Source organism: Mycobacterium sp. GA-1285 (assembly GCF_001499905.1).
Classification (GTDB): Bacteria; Actinomycetota; Actinomycetes; order Mycobacteriales; family Mycobacteriaceae; genus Mycobacterium.
Genome location: NZ_LQIS01000027.1, coordinates 15732 through 32914 on the forward strand (window position 1 = coordinate 15732; position 17183 = coordinate 32914).

18 protein-coding genes are annotated in these 17183 nt (G+C 68.3%); 13 read left to right on the forward strand and 5 right to left on the reverse strand.

Annotation, left to right across the window (positions count from 1 at the left end; translation table 11 throughout):
• Nucleotides 1–39: 39 nt before the first annotated feature.
• The gene (locus tag AU193_RS15645) at nt 40–276 is read right to left on the reverse strand and encodes a CsbD family protein (RefSeq protein WP_064423305.1); all 237 of its coding nucleotides are present in this window, start codon (nt 274–276) and stop codon (nt 40–42) included.
• A 105-nt stretch (nt 277–381) separates the two neighbouring features.
• A complete protein-coding gene (locus AU193_RS15650; protein WP_064423292.1) occupies nt 382–585 on the reverse strand; it encodes a hypothetical protein in 204 nt (67 codons plus the stop codon).
• Between the two features lie 169 nt (nt 586–754).
• Between AU193_RS15650 and AU193_RS15655 the strand changes: the two genes are divergently transcribed.
• Both AU193_RS15655 and AU193_RS15660 read left to right on the forward strand, forming a co-directional pair.
• On the forward strand, nt 755–1723 hold the full coding sequence (locus AU193_RS15655; RefSeq protein ID WP_064423306.1) for a glycosyltransferase: 969 nt from the start codon (nt 755–757) through the stop codon (nt 1721–1723).
• A 19-nt stretch (nt 1724–1742) separates the two neighbouring features.
• Nucleotides 1743–2969: a glycosyltransferase gene (locus tag AU193_RS15660; RefSeq protein WP_064423293.1), complete on the forward strand. Its 1227-nt coding sequence runs from the start codon at nt 1743–1745 to the stop codon at nt 2967–2969.
• 5 nt (nt 2970–2974) lie between these two features.
• Here the strand turns inward: AU193_RS15660 and AU193_RS15665 are convergent, their stop codons facing one another.
• Nucleotides 2975–3859, reverse strand: a complete 885-nt coding sequence (locus AU193_RS15665) for a glycosyltransferase family 2 protein (RefSeq protein ID WP_064423294.1) — start codon at nt 3857–3859, stop codon at nt 2975–2977.
• 37 nt (nt 3860–3896) lie between these two features.
• On the opposite strand from AU193_RS15665, the gene AU193_RS15670 reads away from it, so the two are divergent.
• The 9 genes from AU193_RS15670 to AU193_RS15710 are packed head-to-tail and all read left to right on the forward strand — an operon-like array spanning nt 3897 to nt 13922.
• Nucleotides 3897–4865, forward strand: a complete 969-nt coding sequence (locus AU193_RS15670) for an NAD-dependent epimerase/dehydratase family protein (protein WP_064423307.1) — start codon at nt 3897–3899, stop codon at nt 4863–4865.
• A gap of 8 nt (nt 4866–4873) precedes the next feature.
• Nucleotides 4874–6529, forward strand: coding sequence for a carbamoyltransferase C-terminal domain-containing protein (locus AU193_RS15675; RefSeq protein ID WP_064423295.1), 1656 nt, complete (start codon nt 4874–4876; stop codon nt 6527–6529).
• Nucleotides 6526–8019 (forward strand): HAD-IIIA family hydrolase, encoded by a 1494-nt coding sequence (locus AU193_RS15680; RefSeq protein WP_064423296.1) that lies wholly within the window; start codon nt 6526–6528, stop codon nt 8017–8019. Before AU193_RS15675 ends, AU193_RS15680 begins: the two co-directional genes overlap by 4 nt.
• Nucleotides 8016–9035 carry a glycosyltransferase family 9 protein gene (locus AU193_RS15685; RefSeq protein WP_064423297.1) on the forward strand — a complete coding sequence of 340 codons (1020 nt, stop codon included), beginning with the start codon at nt 8016–8018 and terminating at the stop codon, nt 9033–9035. Before AU193_RS15680 ends, AU193_RS15685 begins: the two co-directional genes overlap by 4 nt.
• 8 nt (nt 9036–9043) lie before the next feature.
• A complete protein-coding gene (locus tag AU193_RS15690) occupies nt 9044–9643 on the forward strand; it encodes an SIS domain-containing protein (protein WP_253867864.1) in 600 nt (199 codons plus the stop codon).
• A complete protein-coding gene (locus AU193_RS15695) occupies nt 9636–10991 on the forward strand; it encodes a PfkB family carbohydrate kinase (RefSeq protein WP_064423298.1) in 1356 nt (451 codons plus the stop codon). Before AU193_RS15690 ends, AU193_RS15695 begins: the two co-directional genes overlap by 8 nt.
• Before the next feature lie 17 nt (nt 10992–11008).
• A complete protein-coding gene (locus AU193_RS15700; RefSeq protein WP_064423299.1) occupies nt 11009–11695 on the forward strand; it encodes an SDR family oxidoreductase in 687 nt (228 codons plus the stop codon).
• A complete protein-coding gene (locus AU193_RS15705; protein ID WP_064423300.1) occupies nt 11686–12627 on the forward strand; it encodes a glycosyltransferase family 9 protein in 942 nt (313 codons plus the stop codon). Before AU193_RS15700 ends, AU193_RS15705 begins: the two co-directional genes overlap by 10 nt.
• The gene (locus AU193_RS15710; protein WP_064423301.1) at nt 12624–13922 is read left to right on the forward strand and encodes a UDP-glucose/GDP-mannose dehydrogenase family protein; all 1299 of its coding nucleotides are present in this window, start codon (nt 12624–12626) and stop codon (nt 13920–13922) included. Before AU193_RS15705 ends, AU193_RS15710 begins: the two co-directional genes overlap by 4 nt.
• On the opposite strand, the gene AU193_RS15715 is transcribed toward AU193_RS15710, so the two are convergent.
• On the reverse strand, nt 13916–14935 hold the full coding sequence (locus tag AU193_RS15715; protein ID WP_064423302.1) for a DNA topoisomerase IB: 1020 nt from the start codon (nt 14933–14935) through the stop codon (nt 13916–13918). The two genes, AU193_RS15710 and AU193_RS15715, sit on opposite strands and share 7 nt — an antisense overlap.
• Before the next feature lie 265 nt (nt 14936–15200).
• Between AU193_RS15715 and AU193_RS15720 the strand changes: the two genes are divergently transcribed.
• Both AU193_RS15720 and AU193_RS15725 read left to right on the forward strand, forming a co-directional pair.
• Nucleotides 15201–15644, forward strand: coding sequence for an ATP-binding protein (locus tag AU193_RS15720; RefSeq protein WP_064423303.1), 444 nt, complete (start codon nt 15201–15203; stop codon nt 15642–15644).
• 62 nt (nt 15645–15706) lie between these two features.
• The gene (locus AU193_RS15725; RefSeq protein WP_369816186.1) at nt 15707–16429 is read left to right on the forward strand and encodes an RNA polymerase sigma factor SigF; all 723 of its coding nucleotides are present in this window, start codon (nt 15707–15709) and stop codon (nt 16427–16429) included.
• On the opposite strand, the gene AU193_RS15730 is transcribed toward AU193_RS15725, so the two are convergent.
• Nucleotides 16400–16837, reverse strand: a complete 438-nt coding sequence (locus AU193_RS15730; protein ID WP_156425236.1) for an STAS domain-containing protein — start codon at nt 16835–16837, stop codon at nt 16400–16402. The genes AU193_RS15725 and AU193_RS15730 overlap by 30 nt on opposite strands.
• Between the last annotated feature and the right edge of the window lie 346 nt (nt 16838–17183).

Here is a 17183-nt window from a genome sequence, read left to right on the forward strand (position 1 = left end):
GCCCAGCCGGTTCGGCTGGGCTTTTCTCCTCGAGCGGGCTTACTGTTCGGACTTCTGGCGCTCCTCGGCGGCCTTCGCGCCACCCCGCGCGGATTCCGCCTCGGCTTCCTTCTTGGCGGCGTCTCGCTGGGCGTCGGCCTTGTCCTGCTGGGCCTTGCCCTCGCGGGTCAGGTCGTCACGTCCGGTGACGGTGCCGATGCCTTCCTTCGCCTTACCCTTGACGTCCTCGACGACGCCCTTGATGCCTTCCTCAGGGCCACTGTTCTTCTCGGTCATGTTCACCTTCCGCGATCGGAGTGGATCAGTCCAACAACGAGGAACTTCCCCGCGCAGCTGTCGGGTTCCCGACGGCCCGAACGACTAAACGCCCGCGCGACCGGATCACTCCGCCGCCGCGTCGTCCTCGGGGTCGATCTCCACCGTCTCCAGCTGCTCCTGCCAGTCGGCGGGCGACGCCTCCAGAGGCGGATTGGGCTCCGGCTGCGCGGCGGCCTCCTCGTCGAGAGGCGGTTCGCTGGGGTCTCGCTGTTGCTCCATCGCGTCGGCGAGCGGAACGTCGTCGGGCAGGCCTTCGCTGTCTGACATGTCGGCTGGGATACCCCGGGCCCACAGGGCGAAAACGGTATGGCGCCGCACCTGATCCGCTCTGCGAAGTGGATCGTCCGGAATGCGAATGGCGGCCTATCCGCGATGCGAAGAGTCGTTCGGAGAACCGTTTGCCTGCGAAGTGCTCGGGTAGGCGGGCCACATGTCGATGATCTCGACCCCGCGTTCGGTTCTGCTTTGGCATGTGCACGGGTCGTGGACGGAGTCCTTCGTCGCAGGCCGCCATCGCTGTGTGTTGCCTGTCAACAAAGAGCGGGACGCGCACGGCCGCGGCCTGTGCGGCCGCAATTGGCCACGTGCACAGGAGGTTTCGTGCGACGACTTGTATGACCAGCACATCGACCTGGTGGTGTTGCAGCGTCCTGAAGAAATCGAGTTGGCGAGTAGGTGGCTGGGACGACGACCGGGCGTGGATGTACCCGCTGTCTACGTGGAGCACAACGCCCCGCGACCGTTCCCGGTCGACAGTGTCCACCCGGTTGCTGACCGCAACGACATCCCGATCGTGCACGTGACCGACTTCAACCGTCTCATGTGGAACAACGGTGGGGCGCCGACGCGCGTCATCACCCACGGGATCGCCGACCCAGGTTTGCTCTACCGCGGAGACATCGGGGCCGCTGCGACGATGATCAACGAACCCTGCCGGCGCTGGCGCACGGTGGGTGCGGATTTGCTGGCGACGTTCGGGGAGACGGTCCCGATCGACGTGTGGGGCATCGGCACCGAGGTGCTCAGCGAATGCGTCAGGAGCCCGCGGGTCCGCGGTAGGGGCGACGTGCCCACCGCGGCCTTGCTGCCCGAGGTGGCCCGCCGGCGGGTGTTTCTGCACACCGCCCGATGGACGTCTCTGGGTCTGTCGCTGATCGAGGCGATGTTCATGGGAATGCCGGTGGTCGCCGTCGCCTCGACGATGGCGCCACTGGTCGTGCCGCCGGAGGCCGGCGTGGTGAGCGCCGATATCGACACACTTTCGCGCGCTCTGTCGGCGTTCGTCGCAGACCGCGCGGCCGCGTCTGCGGCCGGTAAGGCAGCGCGGGATTTCGCCATGGCGCAGTTCGGAATCGATCGGTTCCTCGCGCAATGGGACGACCTCATCGACGAGTGCTGCCGATGACAACCAAAAGGAGGCGCCGATGAAGATCGCAATGGTGTCTGAACATGCCAGCCCACTGGCTGCGCTCGGCGGAGTCGACGCCGGCGGGCAGAACGTACACGTCGCCGAGTTGTCGGCGGCACTGACCAGACGCGGTCATCAGGTGACCGTCTACACCAGAAGGGACGATCCGGATCTGCCTGACCGCGTGGTCACACCCGGGGGATACACCGTCGTGCACGTTCCCGCCGGTCCTCCGGAGCCGTTGCCCAAGGACGAAATCCTGTCGTACATGGGTCCGTTCGCGCAGTTCCTCGACGCCGACTGGGCGGTGGATCGACCCGACGTAGCGCATGCCCACTTCTGGATGTCCGGTATCGCAACGCAACTCGCCGCCCGCCATCTCAATCTGCCTGCGGTTCAGACATTTCACGCGCTGGGAGTGGTGAAACGGCGCCACCAGGGTGTGCAGGACACGAGCCCGCCGGACCGGTTGCACCTGGAGGCAACGGTGGCCCGTTCCGCTACCTGGGTCGTGGCCACCTGCACCGACGAGGTGTTCGAATTGATGCGAATGGGTCGGTCCCGCAACCGCATCTCCGTGGTGCCTTGCGGCGTGGATCTCGACCTGTTCAGCCCCGAAGGACCCGTGGCGCCGGGATCCGACAGGCAACGCATCGTCAGCGTCGGCCGGTTCGTGCCACGCAAGGGTTTCGACGTCGTCGTGCGCGCGTTGCCCCATCTGCCCGAAGCCGAACTCGTGATCGTCGGCGGACCCGACGAGTCACGACTGGGCTCGGATCCCGAGGCACGCCGGTTACTCGCTCTGGCAACGGAATTGGGCGTCGCGGACCGAGTAAAGCTGTACGGCTCGGTGTCGCGCGCAGAGATGCCGGCGATTCTTCGGTCGGCCGACGTGGTGGCGTGCACTCCATGGTACGAACCGTTCGGCATCGTGCCACTCGAGGCGATGGCGTGCGGCGTGCCAGTGGTGGCGTCGGCGGTGGGCGGAATGCTCGACACCGTCGTCCACGACGTGACCGGACAGCTGGTCAAGCCGCAGCGGCCCGAGGAGGTGGCCAAGGCCGTCAACAGTCTGCTTCGCGACGACTTCCTCAGACAGAGCATGGGTGCCGCCGGACGGGATCGCGCGCGGGCCCGCTACTCGTGGGACCGAATCGCCGCCGACAGTCAGAGAATCTACGACCGGTTGGTGCCGGTGCCGGTCTCGCAACCGGAACCGGCGACGAGTCTGTCGTCCGGATGACCGGCTCAGCCCGACTCCAACAAGGCCACCGCTTCCTCGAGTTCGCGGGGCAGCGGTCGGCGCTCGGCGAGGACCGCGGGAATCCGGGCCACAGCCTCGACCGCACCCCGGGCATGGTCGCGATCGCGCAGCGCTGCCACAGCCAAGCGTCCACTTGCGCTGAGGCAGCGGCGAATCGGGCGTCGCAGCCACGTGGTGAGCACGTCGTTGCGCAACACCCTCGCGGCCTGGGCCGCGGTCGTGGTGCGCACCGGGGACGGTTGGTGAATGGCCAGCAGTTCGGGGTAGTAGCACAGGTCCCAGCCGGCCGCGGCCATATCCAGGGCGAGCAGTTGCTCCTCCCCGCGGAAGTGCAGGATGGCGCTGAAACCGCCGGCCTGTTCGAATGCCCGCTTGCGGACCATGGCCGCGCAACTCATGAATCCCAGGATCGACGGACCCGGCAGCTCCGGCCGCCGACCGAGCGCGCTGCCGGCCAGCACAGCGGAAAACGAATCCTCCCGGCGCTGCGGCCAGACGATCGTGCGCGCGGCGAGCAGACCCACCGACGGGTGCCGTTCGAATGCCTCCACAGCGATCGCGGGAGCCAACGGCGTCCACCAGGAGTCGTCGTCGCAGAACGCGACGTACGGCGTGCGGCACGCCGCCACCCCGACGTTGCGGCCGACCGCGCCGAGATTGCTGCCGAGCTCGACGAGCTGAAGGCGGCCCGCGGACCGTGCCGCTATTCCGTTCATGATCGCGGCGGTGTCGTCGGTGGAGGCGTTGTCCACCACCACGATCGGGCACGGCGTGGTGTCCAGCAGCCTGGCCACCACCGCCGCCAACTCCGCGGCGCGATTCTGACTGGCTATCACGAACGAGACATCGGTGGAAGCTCGGCCCTGCATGACGGTGCTGGCTACCCGCGCATCCGGAAGGCAAACGATGCATGACATCAGACACGCGCTGGTCACCGGCGGCGGCGGGTTTCTCGGCGGGCACCTGTGCGAGCGACTGCTCGACAGCGGCGTCGAGGTGACCTGCGTCGACGACCTGTCGACCAGCGCGCCGACCGCCGCCGATCTGTTCCTCGACCGCCCTGGCTACCGGTTCGTCCGGCACGACATCAGCGAGCCGCTGCCCGATCTGCCGTCGGGAATCGACACCGTCTTCCACCTCGCATCGCCGGCCTCGCCGGCGGCCTATCTGCGGCTGCCTATCCAGACGCTTCGCACCGGGGCGCTCGGCACCTCGCACATGCTCGAGTTCGCGCAGCGGAGCGGCGCACGGCTGGTGCTGGCCTCCACCAGCGAGGTGTACGGCGACCCGCTGGAACATCCGCAGCGCGAATCATATTGGGGCAACGTCAATCCGATCGGCCCGCGCAGCGTGTACGACGAGGCGAAGCGGTTCGCCGAGGCGTTGACGTTCGCGTATCTGCGCGAGCGGTCGGCCGACATCGCCGTGGCGCGGATCTTCAACACGTACGGACCGCGGATGCGGCCCGACGACGGCCGCATCGTGCCCACCTTCTGTCATCAGGCATTGACCGGTGAACCGATCACGGTCAACGGGACGGGCACCCAGACTCGCTCGTTGTGTTTCGTCGACGACACCGTCGCGGCGCTGGTCGCCCTGGGTGAATCCGATTGCGCCGGACCGGTGAACGTCGGCAACCCCGACGAACTGACGGTGCTGCGAATCGCCGAGCTCATCCGGGAGCTGGCCGGAAGCGACTCGCCGATCGAGTTCCGTCCGGCGCCGCAGGACGATCCGCAACGTCGGTGCCCCGACATCTCGCTGGCGCGCGAGCTGCTCGGTTGCCATCCGCGGGTCGGCTACACCGATGGCCTGTCCATGACCGTCGACTGGTTCCGCCGGCAATCGGTAACCGTTGCGCTGCAGGGGAGTTGAGGAACGTCATGCGCATTCTCGGGATCAATGCAGTGTTTCACGACCCCGCTGCCGCGCTTGTGGTGGACGGTCACATCGTTGCCGCCGCCGAGGAGGAGCGGTTCACCCGGCGCAAGCACGGAAAACAGGCCGTGCCGTTCTCGACGTGGGAGTTGCCGGTGGAATCGGCGCGGTGGTGCCTCGAGCAGGCGGGCCTGAGCCCGTCGGACCTGGACCTCGTCGGGTACTCGTACGACCCCCGCGTGATGGACGAGTCCACCGACGGACTCGATGGTCTGGACCGTGACTGGGAGTACTTGCGCACGCTCTACGCCGAACGCGCTCCCCGCTTCCTGCAGTCCGCCCTGCCGGGCCTCGATCCGGGCATCGTCCGCCACGTCCGCCATCACGTCGCGCATGCCGCGTCGACCGCGCTGGCCTCGCCCCACCCCGACTGCGCGGTGCTGGTCGTCGACGGGCGCGGCGAGCGGTCTTCGATGCTGGCCGGGAGCTATCGCGATCACAAGCTCGACGTGCTCGCGACACAGTCGCTGCCGCACTCGCTGGGGCTGTTCTACGAGAGCCTCACCGAGCACCTGGGATTCAAGCGCTCCAGCGACGAGTACAAGGTGATGGCGATGGCGTCCTACGGGACGCCGCGGTTCGCCGACCGGTTCAGAGAAGCGGTCTACGCGTGTGCCGACGGCGGGTTCCGCACCGAACCGGTGGACTGGAACTCGATCACGCCCGCCCGCGCACCTGGCGCCGGGAAGGGGCATGCGCTGGACCGGCCAGAACCCGAGCACGCCGACCTCGCGTGCAGCGTCCAGACGGTCGTCGAAGAAGTGCTGCTCGACCTCGTGCGCTGGCTTCGCGACCGCACCGATCACGAAAGCCTCTGCCTCGCAGGCGGAGTCGCGCTGAACTGCGTGGCGAATTCGAAGCTCTTTTCCCGCGGCGGTTTTTCGAACGTGTGGGTGCAGCCGGCCGCGGGGGACGCGGGAACCGCGCTCGGTGCGGCGCTGGCTTTGGCGGGCGACGCCGGCGAGCCGATCGCGCCGATGCCGTCGGCCGCGCTGGGTCGAGGGTTCTCCGACGACGAGATCGCCGCGGCGCTCACCGAGGCCGCGATACCCCATGAGCGGCCCTCCGATCTGGCCGCCGCGATCGGAGACGCGTTGGCCGACGACAATCTCGTCGGCTGGTTCCAGGGCCGCGCCGAGTTCGGGCCGCGCGCGCTCGGTCAACGGTCGCTGCTGGCCGATCCGCGGCGCATCGAGAACCTGGAGCGACTCAACACCGTGAAAGGGCGTGAGCAGTTCCGGCCGGTCGCGCCGATGGTGCTCGCCGAACGCGCCGCCGAGATTTTCTCCGGTGGACCGGTTCCGAGCCCCTACATGCTGTTCGTGCACGACGTCGCCGCCCAGTGGCGGGACCGGATTCCCGCGGTGACCCACGTCGACGGCACCGCACGCATTCAGACCGTCGGCCGTGACCACCCGCTGCTGCACGACACGATCAGCAGATTCGCCGCGCACACCGGCGTACCGGTGATCGTCAACACCAGCTTCAACACCGCCGGGCGGCCGATGGTCGACAGCCCCCGCGACGCGCTCGAATGTTTCGGCAGCGCACCGATCGACGTGCTGGCGATCGGTCCGTTCCTCGTGAGGCGGCCGGTATGACGCCGTCCTTCGCGGTGGTGGTGCCGACGGTCGGGCGGCCGTCGCTGCACCGCCTGCTCGCCGAACTCGACGGATCCGCGGGGCCGACGCCGGCGTCGGTGATCGTCGTCGACGACCGCAGCCACCCGGATCGGCCCCTGCAGGTTAAGACGCGACTTCCGGTCACCGTGCTGCGCAGCGGGGGGCGGGGACCGGCGGCCGCTCGCAACACCGGCTGGCGTGCGGCCCGAGCCGACTGGGTCTGCTTTCTCGACGATGACGTTGTGCCGCAGACGAATTGGTTAGCCGCGGTCGCAGAGGACCTGGCGAAGGCCGAGGTGGAGTCGGCGGCCGCCTCACAAGCGGTGATCGAGGTGCCGCGGGTGGGCGGCCGCAAAGCCACGGACGACGAGCGTCGCACGCAGCGCCTCGCCGAGGCACAGTGGATCACCGCCGACATGGCGTTCAAGCGTGATGTCCTGGTCGCCGTCGGCGGGTTCGACGAACGGTTCCCCCGGGCGTACCGCGAGGACTCGGACGTCGCGCTGCGAATCGCCCAGGCCGGCAACGACATTGTGCGCGGGTCGCGCCGCTGTACCCATCCGGTCGCGAAGGCGACGCTGATGAGCAGTGTGCGCGCCCAGATCGGCAACCGCGACAACGCGTTGCTTCGCCGCAAGTTCGGCAGGCGGTGGCGCTCGGCGATCGGGGAGGGCCGGGGCCGCCTCCCGGCACACGCGGCGACCACTGCCGCAGCCCTCGTCGCGGTGGTGAGCGCGCTGGCGGGCCGGTCGCGCGTCGCGCGTACCGCCGCCGCTGCATGGGCGCTGCTGACGGGCGAGTTCGCGGTCCGCCGGTTCTGGTCCGGTCCGCGAACCCTGACCGAGGCCGGTCGCATCGCACTCACCAGCGTGCTGATTCCGCCGGTCGCGGTGTGGTACCGGTTGGTCGGGGAGTGGACGTTCCGCACCTCGCGGCGCGATCCGCCGCTGGCGGTGCTGCTCGACCGTGACGACACCATCATCGAAGACGGCCCCTATCTGAACGATCCGGCCGGTGTGCGTCCGCTGCCGGGGGCGTCACGCGCCTTGGACCGATTGCGCCGCAAGGGGTTACCGCTGGCCATCGTGAGCAACCAGTCCGGTGTGGCCAAGGGATTGATCACCACAGACCAACTGGACTCCGTCAACGCGGCGGTCGACTCGGCTCTGGGGCCGTTCGACTCATGGCATCTGTGCGTGCACGGCGCCGACGACGAATGCCGTTGCCGGAAGCCCGCGCCCGGCATGGTCGAAGACGCCGCCGCCGCGCTCGGTGTCCACCCCTGCCGGTGCGTGATGATCGGTGACACCGGTGGAGACGTCGAGGCGGCGCTTGCCGCGGGCGCCGACGCGATCCTCGTGCCCACGGACCGCACGCTGCGCCACGAGATCAGCGAGGCCCGGATCAAGGCGCGGGTCGCGGCGAACCTCGACGAAGCGGTGTCCATGGTGCTCAGGGACTCCCGATGAGCCGGGCCATCGTTGCGCGGTTGGACAGCGCCGGTGACGTGTTGATCACCGGTCCGGCGGTCCGTGCCGTGGCCGAAACACACGACGCGGTGACCTTTCTGGCCGGTCCGCGCGGACGGTCCGCCGCCGAACTGCTGCCGGCCGTCGACGACATCATCGAGTGGCAGGCGCCGTGGGTGGACTTCGACTCACCCGAACTGACCGCGGGCCAGGTGGAGGCGTTGGTCAAACAGTTGCGCGACGTCGCCCCCGAACGGGCATACATCTTCACGTCGTTTCATCAGTCCCCGCTCCCGCTGGCGTTGATCTGCCGGATGGCATCGGTGCCCTGGGTCGGGGCGATCAGCGAGGACTATCCCGGCACACTGCTCGACCTGCGACACCACGTTCCGGACGGCGTACCCGAACCAGAGCGCGCGCTGTCTCTGGCCAGGGCGGCCGGCTGTGAGCTGTCCGAGGGCGACGACGGCACGCTGCGGGTGCGCCGATTACCGCCACTGCCCGCGGACATCGCGGAATCGCTGGGCGACACACCGTTTGTCGTCTTCCATCCCGGAGCCGCCGTACCGGCGCGCCGGCCGACCACCGAGCGCAGCGTCCGCATGGTCGACGCGCTCGTCACCGCCGGGTACCGCGTCGTCGTCACCGGCGATCCCGGCGAACGCGAGCTCACCGGGGTGGTGGCCGGTGATTCGGCCATCGACCTCGGAGGGCGCACAACGCTCGCCACATTGGCTGCCGTCTACGCCGCAGGGCGAGTGGTGATCGCACCCAACACCGGACCCGCCCACCTGGCGGCGGCCGTCGGCACACCGGTGGTCTCGCTCTTCGCTCCCGTGGTACCGGCCTCTCAGTGGACGCCCTACGGGACAAGCGTCATTCGGCTCGGGGACCAGCAGGCCGCGTGCCGGTTCACCCGGGCCCGCATCTGCCCGGTCCCGGGGCACCCCTGCCTTGACGGCATCACCGACGACGAACTGCTCGGCGCGGTCGATCGAATTGGAGGACGGCAATGATCCCGACGATGATGATCCCGACGATCCAAACGCACTTCTCGGCACTGTCACAGGCGGCCGGACACCTCGCGCCCGAGGCGCCCAAGCTGGCCGCGTGGGGGCGGCGGCTCGCCGATGTGCTCGCCACCGGCGGCCGGCTACTGGCCTGCGGGAACGGTGGCAGTGCGGCCGAGGCGCAACATCTGACCGCTGAACTGGTCGGCCGTTTCCGACACGAGCGAATGCCGATGTCGGCCATCTCGTTACACGCCGACACCTCGGCTCTGACCGCGATCGGCAACGACTACGGCGTCGAAGAGATCTTCGCCAGAGGCGTTCGGGCGCACGGCAGGCCGGGCGACGTACTGGTCTCGCTGTCCACCAGCGGCACCAGCCCGAACCTGCTCGCCGCCGTCAAGGCCGCGCACGAAATCGACCTGGCCACATGGGCATTCACGGGTCCCGAGCCCAATCCCCTGGCCGCGATGTGTGACGACGCCGTCTGCGTCGACGCGCCGACCAGTGCGACCGTCCAGGAGATCCACCTGCTGCTCGTCCATGCGCTGTGCATTGCGGTGGACGCGGCCCTTGCGACAGACGGTGACCTGCTGGGGGCGTCCCATGAGTGAGCCACTGGTCGTGATCGGCGATTCGATGCTCGACGTCGACATCGAGGGCACCGCCACGCGGCTCAGTCCCGAGGCGCCTGTCCCGGTGGTCGACACCGAACGGATCTGGCGGCGCCCGGGCGGCGCGGGGCTGGCCGCTGTGCTCGCCGCGCGGACGGGCTGCGACGTGGTGCTGGTGACCGCGGTCGGCGACGACGCCGAAGGTCAGGCGTTGACCGACCTGCTGACCGACGCCGGGGTGCGGCTCATCCGGTTGCACTTGGCCGGAAACACGGTGTGTAAGACCAGGATCCGCGCGGCCGGGCACTCGATGCTGCGGCTCGACCACGGTGACGGATCGGCCGCGGCCGCCCCGGTGCCCGCCGAGGTGGGTGAGGTGCTCGACCGGGCCGCCGCCGTCTGCGTGGCCGACTACGGACGTGGCGTCACCGCGCACAGCCAGATCCGGGATCTCGTCGCCTCGGCCACACGGCGGGTTCCGACGGTGTGGGACCCCCACCCCCGCGGAAGCGAACCGGTCCCGGGTTGCTGGCTGGTCACACCGAATCAAGATGAGGCGGCGGGACGCTCGGCGGAGTCGCTGCGCGGACAGTGGGCGGCACGAGCGGTATGCGTCACCCTGGGTCCGAAGGGCGCGCTCGTGGCCAACGACACCGGCAACGAGCACCACCCGGTGCGCGATCCGGGCGCACGGTCCGACCACGGCGACACCTGCGGCGCGGGCGACCGGTTCGCGATTGCGGCCACCATGGCACTCGCGGCGGGTAAGGGTGTTCACGACGCCGTCGCCGACGCCGTGAACGCCGCCAGCAGATTCGTCGCCGCAGGCGGTGCGGTCGGCGTGTCGACCGCGGCGGCAGTCGGTGGAACACATTCGGCGACAACGTCGACCGCCGTCATCGGCGGCATCGCCGAGGTCCGCGACCGCTTGCGTCGCCGCCGAGGCAGGCTGGTCGCCACCGGTGGTTGCTTCGACCTCCTCCACACCGGACACGTCCGGCTGCTGCGCCAAGCCCGCGATCTCGGCGACGCGTTGGTGGTGCTGCTGAACTCCGACGCCTCGGTGCGCGCGCTGAAAGGACCGCGCCGGCCCGTCGTGGCCGACCAGGACAGGGCGCGGGTGCTGGCCGCGCTGGCGTGTGTCGATGCCGTGGTGATCTTCGACGAACTGTCACCCGAAGCCGCGCTGGAGCAACTGCGGCCCGACATCTGGGTCAAGGGCGGCGACTACACCGAGGCCGACCTTCCCGAGGCCGATGTGGTCCGCCGTCACGGCGGTGACGTCGTGCTGCTGCCGACCGTCGCCGGCTATTCGTCGTCAAACCTGATCGCCGCGGCGCGGTCGTGAACCGAGAGGAATCATCAATGGCTCTGGGCAACATCATCATCACCGGCGGTGCGTCGGGGCTCGGTGCGGCTACGGTGGAAGCCGTTGCACGCCAAGGCGGCACACCACTGGTGATCGACCGCAACGATCCGAAGCCGGGCGTGGCCTTCGCGCGGGCCGATCTCGCCGACACCGAGGCGGTGGACGGCGCCGTGCGCGAGCTGGCCGAGCAGGCCGGCGGCCAGATCCACGGCGTGTTCACCGCCGCAGGCACCGACGTGTGCGGCAAGCTCGACGATGTCGCGGTCAAGGACTGGGAACGCGTCATCCACGTCAACCTGCTCGGTACGGCGGCAGTCATCCGCTCGGCGTTGCCATACCTGAAGAGCACGGGTGGCCGAATCGTCACGTGCGCATCGACATTGGGGATCAAGGCCGTCAGCGATGCGACCGCGTACTGCGCCTCCAAATTCGGGGTCATCGGATTCTCCCGTGCGCTGGCCGCCGAACTGGCCGGAGAAGTGGGCGTCACGACGCTGATCCCCGGCGGTATGCACACGGCGTTCTTCGACAGCCGTGACGAGCAGTACAAGCCGCCGCCGGACGCCAAGCTCAACCGGCCCGAGCACGTCGCCGACACCGTGGTGTTCGCCCTATCTCAGCCGGCGGGCTGCGAGGTGCGTGAGTTGGTCGTGTGCGCGTCGACGGAGTCTTCATGGCCGTGAGCCCGGAGACCATCGTGGTCCTGCGCGCGCTGGGCCTCGGAGATCTGCTCACCGGCATTCCGGCGTTGCGTGGGCTGCGCCGGGCACACCCCGACGCCCACATAGTGCTCGCCGCCCCCGAACGGTACCGCGATCTGGCGATGCTCTCGGCCGCGGTCGACGAACTCGACCCGACGCCGGGCCTCGGCCGGCTCCGCCCTCGAAGCGCCCCACCCGCCCTCGCGGTGAACCTGCACGGGAGCGGCCCCGAAAGCATCACCGATCTGCTCGCGCTGCAACCCCGAACCCTGCTCAGCCATCGACATCGCGCTCATCCCGGAGTCGACGGTCCACCGTGGCGGACCGAACTGCACGAGGTCGACCGCTGGTGCGCGTTGCTCGAAGGGGCCGGAATCGACTGTGATCCAGAGGATCTGGCCATTCCGCGACCGGACGGTTTTCCGAACCGCTCCTCGGCCGTGGTGATTCACCCGGGCGCCGCATACGCCGCGCGGCGATGGCCACCGGAGCGTTTCGCACAGGTCGCCGCCGTGCTGCGAAGCCGCGGTCACGACGTGGTCATCACCGGCGACGGAAGTGAAGTCGACCTGGCCCGGTCTGTGGCCGACGCCGCTGGATTACCCCGATCCAGTGTGCTTGCAGGCACTCTCGGACTGCTCGAACTCGTCGCGCTGATCCACGATTGCCGCGTGTTGATCTGTGGTGACACCGGCGTCGGACACATCGCGACCGCGACCGGCACCCCGTCGGTGCTGTTGTTCGGTCCGACACCACCGAACCGGTGGGGTCCCCGTGGAAAGGGTCCGCACGTCGCGGTGTGGGCCGGCGACAAGGGTGACCCGCACGCCGACCGACCGCACCGAGGGTTGCTGCTGATCACGGTCGGGCGCGTGCTCGAAGCCACCGAGAGCCTGTTGAAGGACTGTGCATGAACACCATCCGCGCCGGTGTGATCGGCGCCGGCTACGTCGGCCTGACGACCGCGGTGTGCCTGGCCGAACGCGGCCACGACACGGTGTGCGTCGACGTCGACGCCGGTCGGGTCGAACAACTCCGCTGTGGTGTCCCGCTCCTCGACGAACCCGGCCTCGGCGAGCTGCTTCGTCACGGCCTGGACACCCAGAAGCTCGAATTCACCGTCCAGTATCCCGATTTGGCGGATCGTGACGTGGTTTTCGTCTGTGTGCCGACGCCGAGCGGATCGGACGGGTCGGCCGACCTGTCGGCGGTGGACGGCGCGGTCGAGCAGCTCGCCGCCGTCCTGCGACCGGGTTCGGTGCTGGTGCTCAAGTCCACGGTTCCGGTCGGCACAACCCGTCGGATCGAACAACGGCTGCGGCGGGCCGGCATTCGCGCGGTCTCCAATCCCGAGTTCCTCCGGGAGAGCCACGCCATCTACGACTTTCGCAACCCGGACCGCATCGTGATCGGCGCCGAAGACGACGACGCCGCCGGTCTGGTATCGGGCGTGTACGGCAACCACGCGCAGACCTTCCGGATGAGCCCGGAAAGCGCTGAGTTGGCGAAGTACGCGAGCAATGCGTTTCTCGCGGTGAAGATCTCCTACGCCAACTCGCTGGCCCAGCTGTGCGCCCGGACGGGTGCCGACATCGCCGACGTCACTCGCTGCATGGGCGCCGACGTTCGCATCGGCCCGCACTTCCTGCAGCCCGGACCCGGGTGGGGCGGATCGTGCCTGCCGAAGGACACCGCGGCCATCCTGCACACCGGCAGGGTGGCGGGCGTGCCCCTGCCGGAGATCGAATCCGCTCGCTTGACGAACACCGCGCAATCCGCGCGTATCGTGTCGACGCTGAGCCGGATCATCGTCACTCCGCTCGACCAGGCCCGCATCACAGCCCTGGGCTTGACGTTCAAGGCGGGCACCAGTGACCTGCGCGATTCACCGGCGTTGACGATCTGCGCCGACCTGGGCGAGACCGGTGCGCAGGTCACGGGATACGACCCGAGGCTCGCCACGATGGATCAGTCGCGGCTGCGGGGTTCGTCGATCGTCACCGTCGACGATCCGTATCTGGCCGCCAAGGAAGCCGACGCGATCGTGGTGCTCACCGAGTGGCCGGAGTTCCGCGAACTGGATTGGGCCTTGATCGCCGAGCATGCGCCGGGGGCAGTGGTCGTGGACACCCGCAACCTGCTCGATGCGGCACTGCTCACCGGCCTCGGGTTGACCTATCTGGGGAACGGAACACCGTCCGGTTACTGACCTTTGGCGACTCTGCGGATGAGGCGGGCCGTGCCGCGGTCGAGCACCTCCTGACGTTCGGCGAGGGTTTTCATCTTCGCGGCACGTCGGGCCTCCGCGGCGATGGTGAGTTCGGACTCGTAGCCCCGGACCACTCGCGGGTCGACATACGAGCTTCGGGCCACCGCGGGTGTGTTGCCGAGTTCCTCGGCCACCTCCTTCATCACCGCCGACTCCACCCTCTTGATCACGGTCTTGTTGACGGGTGGGTCGGCGTCGACGAACGCCGCCGCCGCGAGCACGGTGCCGTGCCAGGTACGCAGATCCTTGACCGTGTACCGATCTCCGACGAGCTCCTTGAATCGTGCGTTGAGGTCTTCGGCGTGGATGTCGATCCAGCCCGAACTGTTGCGGCACACCAGCAACCGCTCGGTGCGTTCCGGGCGGCGCAACAGCGCGCGGATCGAGCGGACCGCTTCGGGGTCGTCGATCAGCAGCGTCCGTCGCACCCCGCTCTTGGCGGGGAAGTCGAACTCGATCGCGTTGCGCTGCAGCGTCACATGCTCGCAGAGCAGCGTTGCGATGCCGTACGAATTGTTCTCCTCGGCGTACTGCTCCGAGCCCGAGCGGAAGTAGCCGAGATCCGCCAGGTGCAACGCGAGCGCCAGTACCCGGTCGCGGGTGAGCCCGCGGCCTCGCAGGTCCGCGGCGATGCGCCTGCGCATCTCGGGCAGCGCGGCCGACATCTCCAGGACCCGGTCGAACTTCTCCTCGTTGCGCTCCTCCTGCCACCTCTGGTGGTACAGGTACTGGCGCCGGCCCGCTGCGTCGGTACCGACCGCCTGGATGTGCCCGTTCGGGTACGGGCAGATCCATACCTTCTTCCAGGCCGGTGGGATGACGAGGTCCTTGATGCGTTGCAGGGTCTTCTCGTCGGTGACCGGGCTGCCGTCGGGATGGTGGTAGGAGAACCCGCGACCGCGGCGCAACCGGCGCAGGCCGGGACCGCTGACGTCGCTACGGCGAAGTCGCATGTTTGGTTCCCGAGCGCACGGGGGTATTGAACCCCCACCATGGAGAAGTCTTACTTTGTCGCGCCATCAGAATGCGGTTCGTCACAGTTGTGTTCGCTGTTTCGTCAGCCCGAGCCTTCGCGTGCGGGGTGGGAGCTTCTCCATGACCGGGTGAATACCCGCGCCGGCCTGCGGCACACGTCGTCGCTCGCGGGCCACCGGAGTACTCGTGGTTAGGTGGGATCCGACCTGGGGTAATCTCGCTTCGACATTGCCAGGAGGTCAAATGGCCGACGTTGCCAGAACTACTGCCAACAAGAACAACGGGCACGGGCACGGCGCGCGGTCGGTGGAACTCCGGGTCGCCGCCGAACTCGAGAATCTTGCGGTGCTGCGCACCCTGGTCGCCGCGGTGGCGACCTTCGAGGATCTGGACTTCGACGCAGTCGCCGACCTGCGGCTCGCGGTTGACGAGGCCTGCACCAGGTTGATCCGCTCGGCGCTACCGCATTCGGTCCTGCTGCTCGTGATCGACCCGCGCGAGGACGCCGTCGTCATCGACGCGTCCACCACGTGTAAGAGTTTCGACATCCTGGCGCCCGGTAGCTTCAGCTGGCACGTGCTCAGTTCGCTGACCGACGAGGTGAAGACCTTCGAGGATGGACAGGGGTCCGAGAACGCCCAGGTGTTCGGGATCTCCATGACGACGAGACGAGCGACGCTGCAGTGACGCCGTCGACGTCACAGGGTTCGTCGTCGCGTTCGAACTCTGAGTACGCGGATGTCGCCGACATGTTCCGCGAGTTGAAGAACGTGCCGGAGGACTCACCGAAGTTCCAGCGGCAGCGCGACCGCATCGTCGAGCGCTGCCTGCCGCTGGCCGACCACATCGCGCGTCGCTTCGACGGACGCGGCGAGCCGCGCGAAGACCTCGTGCAGGTGGCCCGCGTCGGACTGGTCAACGCGGTGATCCGCTTCGACGTCGAGGCCGGCTCGGACTTCGTCTCGTTCGCTGTGCCCACCATCATGGGCGAGGTTCGACGGCATTTCCGCGACAACAGCTGGTCGGTCAAGGTGCCGCGGCGGCTCAAGGAACTCCATCTGCGGCTCGGCGCCGCCACCGCGGAGCTGTCGCAGCGACTCGGCCGCGCCCCGACGGCGTCGGAACTGGCAGCCGAGCTGGGGATGGACCGCGACGAGGTCGTCGAGGGCCTGGTGGCCGGAAGCTCCTACAACACGCTGTCGATCGACAGCGGCGGTAGCGGAACCGAGGACGCCCCCGCGATCGCCGACACGCTGGGCGACGTCGACCTGGGTCTCGATCAGATCGAGAACCGGGAAGCGTTGCGGCCCTTGCTCGCTGCGCTACCTGAGCGCGAACGAACCGTGTTGTTGCTGCGCTTCTTCGAGTCGCTCACGCAGACGCAGATCGCGGAGCGCGTGGGCATCTCACAGATGCACGTGTCGCGTCTGCTGGCGAAATCCCTAGCGCGCCTTCGGGACCAGTTGCAGTAGCGGTCCTTTGTCCTCACCGGCCGAAAGCGCTGCCTCGACGCTGTCGCGGACAGGCAATGCGGCATCGGGATCGCAGATGCGCAGCAGCCGGCTGACCGGCTCGCTCGGCACCAGAGCCCACTCGATGTTTTCGCCCGCGGTGCGCACGTTGAGCGTGTGGAGCGCGGAAAACCCTGCGGTGCCGAAGAAATCGACGTCCGACAGGTCGATGACGATGCGCTCGAGCTCTGCGGCGTGACGCAGCGCGTAGTCGACGAACGCCCGAGAGTTCGCGGCGTCGATCTCACCGTGGGCGGTGACGACCGCGGTGTCGGGTTGCAGTCGACGGGTCGCGAAGTGCGCGGTGTGGCAGTGGCGGGTGTCGACGGACTGCGCTTCAAGAGCGCGGGATGACATGGCATTGGACATGTGTGACTCCATCAGTGAATGCGTCATTCGTACTGTGGTTCACGTCAAAAATTTGGGCCCTGCGTCTTCAAAGCCTTCGCAGCAGAGGCGGGAGTTCGGCCCTGCACGTCGATGACGTTCCAGCTCGGCTGTGAACTCAACCTGAAGTGAACCCTACGCTGCTTGATCATCATGCACAATCGCTATGAAGATCGCGGGCGTAACCGCTGGTCACCGCGGGCGGGCCCCGGCTTGGCGGCCGTTTGTGAATACGGCGACGTTCTTCGGCGCGGCAGATTCATACGGTCAGTGCAACATCTGTTGTGATTGGAGTTGCGCTATGCCGAGTCCGTTCGGAGTTTCGGTT